We start from the raw sequence: 290 nt of genomic DNA on the forward strand, positions 1-290 counted from the left end.
TTTATCCACCGACCAAAGTGAGATTGCAACCATGAGCTATACACATCTAAGCCTAGGTGAACGATACCAGATTTATGCCCTTAAAGGGGCAAAACATAGTATTAATTTTATAGCGAGGGCGTTAAACAGAAGTCCCAGTACCATATCAAGAGAGCTTAGACGCAATAAAAGCCTACGAGGTTACCGAGCAAAGCATGCTAATAACAAGGCTTGTGACAGACGGGCTAACAACGCCACAACTATTGTGACTGACCTCTGGGCATGGGTGACAGACAAGCTTAAAGAGAACT

General features: G+C 43.8%; 1 protein-coding gene. It reads left to right on the forward strand.

The features are described 5' to 3' along the window. Positions 1-31: 31 nt before the first annotated feature. Positions 32-290: transposase (locus ACT3SX_RS15690; protein WP_444753459.1), on the forward strand; the 259-nt coding region annotated here is incomplete at its 3' end.

Source organism: Psychrobacter sp. AOP31-B2-9, from assembly GCF_052378005.1.
GTDB lineage: Bacteria > Pseudomonadota > Gammaproteobacteria > Pseudomonadales > Moraxellaceae > Psychrobacter.